The sequence below is a fragment of the Actinotignum urematis genome, from assembly GCF_051264595.1.
GTDB classification, from domain to species: Bacteria; Actinomycetota; Actinomycetes; order Actinomycetales; family Actinomycetaceae; genus Actinotignum; species Actinotignum timonense_A.
The window spans coordinates 1-1,320 of the sequence record NZ_JBOZBG010000036.1; the positions used below are offsets into that span (position 1 = coordinate 1).

1 protein-coding gene is annotated in these 1,320 nt (G+C 57.1%); it reads left to right on the forward strand.

The features are described 5' to 3' along the window. Positions 1-113 precede the first annotated feature (113 nt). Positions 114-1,280: an IS1249 family transposase gene (locus tag ACRQDJ_RS09225; protein WP_435718006.1), complete on the forward strand. Its 1,167-nt coding sequence runs from the start codon at positions 114-116 to the stop codon at positions 1,278-1,280. Positions 1,281-1,320: the final 40 nt, after the last annotated feature.

Consider the following 1,320-nt stretch of genomic DNA (forward strand, 5'->3'; position numbering starts at 1 on the left):
GTGGGTCTTATATCCGGGGTTTGCCCCGCCATAGCAACGAAAAGTCGGCCTTATTGAGGTCGAGCACCTCAATAAGCTTGCTTCCTTGACACTCGCGGTGGAATGTGCAGGGAGTGAAGACACTCAATCCCCGCGCCCGACGCTGTCCTATCTGCTCAAGCCCCTCAAAGAAGAAAGGCTTCACAAAACAAGGCCGTCAGCGTTGGTATTGCAAGGAATGTAAATACAGTTTCACCGCGACCGATAACCGGCAAAAACACGCCCAAGAATTCGCTGAATTCCTCACCTACATCACCACAACCACACCCCGACGCCTCAGCGCGCGCGACACGCGCGCCTGGGACCGCAAGCACGCCTGGTGCTGGCAAACCCGCCCCATCTGGACACCTACCGGACAGGTCTACGACCAGGTCTTCATCGACGGGACCTACATCGCCTACAACTGGTGCGTATTAATCGCTTACACGCGAGAAGGCGTGATCGCCTACCAACTATGCGACCGTGAATCCAAAGCCGCCTACCTCGCCCTCCTACGCCGCCTGCCCGCCCCTATCGTTGCTACCACCGACGGGGCAGCAGGCGCGCTGGCAGCGATAAAGCAGGAATGGCCCACCACACGCATCCAACGCTGCCTGGTACACGTGCAACGTAATATCCGCCAAGTCACCACCACCCGCCCGCAAACCGAGGCTCATAAGGCCTTATACAAGCTCGCTCTCGACCTAACCAAAGTGGATACCCGCGAGGGCGCTATCGCCTGGCAAAACTCGCTACACGCCTTCCACGAGCTTTACGACACATGGCTGGCAGAGAAGACCTATCGGGAGGAAACCCGCCAGGAGAATATTCCTTCTTTCGCGCGGAAAAACAAGAAATGGTGGTACACCCACACCCCGACTCGTAAGATCGTGGGCTCTCTTGACCGTTACGTCAAACAAGGCGTGCTCTTCACGTTCCTTGATCCGACCCTGGACGTGTCGAGCGTGCTTGAGTCGACGACGAACCGGCTTGAGGGCGGGGTGAACGCGCCGTTGAAAGAATTCCTGCACATCCACCGTGGCTGGTCCCAGCCCCACCTGCTGACCGCGCTTGATTATTGGCTTTATTCCAGGTCGATCAACACCCAGCCGATGTCTGATTTCGCGTCAAACAAGACCCAAGTGAGGAAGAAACCCGTTAGCACGCCCAGCGATAAGCCCGCCGAGATCGATACCCATATCGACATGGAGCGCCCGTGGGAAGACGGTCTGAACATCCGTAAAGGCCGGATCGGGAGCTAACGACACGCCGTCATTAGACCCACTTTTTGTCTATTAACCC